The sequence below is a fragment of the Phenylobacterium sp. genome (assembly GCF_030697925.1).
Classification (GTDB): Bacteria; Pseudomonadota; Alphaproteobacteria; order Caulobacterales; family Caulobacteraceae; genus Phenylobacterium.
Window position 1 is genome coordinate 1 of the sequence record NZ_JAUYOJ010000137.1, and the last position, 2,363, is coordinate 2,363.

At 68.8% G+C, this 2,363-nt stretch carries 6 protein-coding genes; 3 read left to right on the top strand and 3 right to left on the bottom strand.

All coding sequences use genetic code 11. The annotated features are described in order from the left end of the window. Positions 1-102: 102 nt before the first annotated feature. Both Q8Q88_RS12615 and Q8Q88_RS12620 read right to left on the bottom strand, forming a co-directional pair. Complete coding sequence (locus Q8Q88_RS12615) at positions 103-468, bottom strand: hypothetical protein (protein ID WP_305675539.1); 366 nt, start codon at positions 466-468, stop codon at positions 103-105. Positions 469-553: 85 nt separating this feature from the next. Next, positions 554-958 carry a helix-turn-helix domain-containing protein gene (locus tag Q8Q88_RS12620; RefSeq protein WP_305675540.1) on the bottom strand — a complete coding sequence of 135 codons (405 nt, stop codon included), beginning with the start codon at positions 956-958 and terminating at the stop codon, positions 554-556. Positions 959-1,028: 70 nt separating this feature from the next. On the opposite strand from Q8Q88_RS12620, the gene Q8Q88_RS12625 reads away from it, so the two are divergent. The 3 genes from Q8Q88_RS12625 (at position 1,029) to Q8Q88_RS12635 (ending at position 2,019) form a co-directional block, all read left to right on the top strand. After that, the gene (locus Q8Q88_RS12625; RefSeq protein ID WP_305675541.1) at positions 1,029-1,442 is read left to right on the top strand and encodes an MFS transporter permease; all 414 of its coding nucleotides are present in this window, start codon (positions 1,029-1,031) and stop codon (positions 1,440-1,442) included. Between the two features lie 5 nt (positions 1,443-1,447). Beyond that, on the top strand, positions 1,448-1,660 hold the full coding sequence (locus tag Q8Q88_RS12630) for a GDCCVxC domain-containing (seleno)protein (RefSeq protein ID WP_371129857.1): 213 nt from the start codon (positions 1,448-1,450) through the stop codon (positions 1,658-1,660). A gap of 212 nt (positions 1,661-1,872) precedes the next feature. Then, positions 1,873-2,019, top strand: a complete 147-nt coding sequence (locus Q8Q88_RS12635; RefSeq protein ID WP_305675543.1) for a hypothetical protein — start codon at positions 1,873-1,875, stop codon at positions 2,017-2,019. 100 nt (positions 2,020-2,119) lie between these two features. On the opposite strand, the gene Q8Q88_RS12640 is transcribed toward Q8Q88_RS12635, so the two are convergent. Continuing rightward, a partial coding sequence (locus Q8Q88_RS12640; RefSeq protein ID WP_305675544.1) for a hypothetical protein occupies positions 2,120-2,363 on the bottom strand: 244 nt, incomplete at its 5' end.

Sequence of the window (2,363 nt, forward strand, 5' to 3'; positions counted from 1 at the left end):
GCGGGACGGCGCCGGGGCGGAACCAGATCTCGCGCCTGACAGTCCAGGCGTTCGACTGCACCACCCGCGGCGCGGCGGAACCGACGGCGACCGCCGCCGGCTTCAGGCCAGCGATTTCGGAGGTCGGTCGGGCCCAATGGGCAGGTGGGAACGCCAAGCCGCGCTTTTCGGTGCGTCGAGCGCCATCGGGACTTCGAAGGCTGCGATGGTCGAGATCACCGCCAGAACAGCGACGCCGCCGGCGCAGGCCGTCGAACAGGACTTGGCGCAGCCCTTGAGCATCTTGTCGCAACAGGGATCGGATTTGACGGGCGCGGCGTGCCGATCGGCAGACGCATCCATCGACGCCATGCTGGAGGCGACGGCCTGGGGGGTATTCATGCCGCAGGCCATCGGCGCCGCCAAAGCGGTGATCGGGCTGGCCGCGAGGGCCAGAAGGGCAAGAATGGCGATAAGAATGCGCGCCATGGCGCCATTTTCCGCCCGCTGGCCTGCATTGTCACGCTGAATTCCCGGCGGATTCGGCTGGCGTCGGGCCGTTGATCGGCCCGGATCAGGCGCAGAGCACCTCGATGACTGGGCAGGACGGCGCCGTGTCGCCGCGACACCGATCGACGGTGTCCGCCAGCGCCGCTTCAAGCCGGGCGAGATCGGCGATCTTGGCGCGCACGGTCTCCAGGTGTGCCGCCGCGATCACCTGCACCTCGGCGCACGAGGTCCGGCCGGGCTGGGCGAGCGCGATCAGCGCCCGGACGTCGTCCAGCCCGAACCCCAGCTCCCGCGCCCGGCGGATGAAGGCGAGGCGCCGGCCCTGCTCGGCAGTGTAGCTGCGATGCCCGCCGGAGGTGCGATCAGGCTTGGGCATCAGGCCGATGCGCTCGTAGTAGCGCACGGTCTCGAGGTTGACGCCGGCGTCCTGCGCCAGCCGGCCGATCGTCAGTCCACGCGCGCCAGCCATGATTTTACCTCTTGAACCCGTAGTCCCTACAGGTTGCAGACTAGCGTCGATCCTGGCTGAAGGCGAGGCGATGGCACCCGGCGATGCACTTCGATCCGCACGCCGGCCCGCGGCCGGCGGTTCGGGGGACTCCTTCGTCGGCTGGGCGGCGATCGGCGCGGCCGCATCGGCGGTCCTGGCCTGGGCCGCATGCTGTGTCCTGCCGCTTGCGCTTTCCCTGGCCGGCCTCGGCCTTGGCGCGACAGCTTGGATCGCGGGCCAACGGACCTGGCTGACCCTCGCGGCCGCGACGGCCATCGGCCTCGGCTGGTGGCTGACCTGGCGGCGCGCACGCGCCTGCTGGAAAGACGGGACCTGCCCGCCGCCATCGCGATTTACCGTGGGCCTGTTGAACGTGGCCACGGCGCTGATCCTGGCGGCGCTCGTCTGGCGGCCCGCGATCGAACCCTGGCTCCTCACCCTGTTGCGGGCGGCGCGAGGATGAGCGCCATGCCGATCTTGAGCAGGTCGACGCTCACCTGCCCGCAGTGCGGCCATCGAGCGATCGAGTCCATGCCGACCGACGCCTGCCAGTATTTCTACGATTGTCGTGGGTGCGGGGCGGTCCTGAAACCGAAAGCCGGCGACTGCTGCGTGTTCTGCTCCTACGGCGATGTCGTCTGCCCGCCCGTGCAGGAAACTGGGAGGGGCTGCTGTAGCTGAAATTCGGCGCCTTCACGTGGCGTCCGTCATCGCCTCCTCATAGGTTGCTTTAGAGTTTTTGCGTTGTCGCGGAAGATCAAGGGCATCGGCGCGGTCTTTGCGCCACGCTGCGGGCGGACGCCGAGACGCGGCTGAGCGCCTGCGAGGCTCTGCCCGACGCCTACGCGTAGCGCGTCTTCGGCGCGCCACGCGAAACAACTGAGGACGCCCGCGTGAAGCAGGACGGCGAAACGCTCACGGCCATTGCTGAAGCGGGCTGTCTCAACCCGCTGCTGGCGGCGATCACGATAAGCGCCAGCAGCGTCGATGACCTCCGCGTCGGTCTTCGGATCCGCCCACAGCAGAACGCCTGGCGCTGATGCTGGCCCCTTCACCCTCACGCGGTCTACGAGCGGTCCCCCGCGGCGTCTGGGCGATCGGCTTCGTCTCGATGTTCATGGATATCTCCTCGGAGATGATTCACAGCCTGTCGCCCACCACGATCACGGCCATCATGGCCACGGCGGCGGGGAGGCCCCGCGGATCGACACCGGCCACGGCGTGTTGCGGTTGGAGATCTTCAAAACCGCCGCGCCGCCGCGCTTCCGGATCTATCCCGAGCGCGGTCACGGCTGGCCGGCGGACGATGTCCGCCTGGAAACCGAGCGCCCGGATGGAACGCGACAAGCCTTCAGCTTCACCGATCGGGGCGGCCATCTGGAAT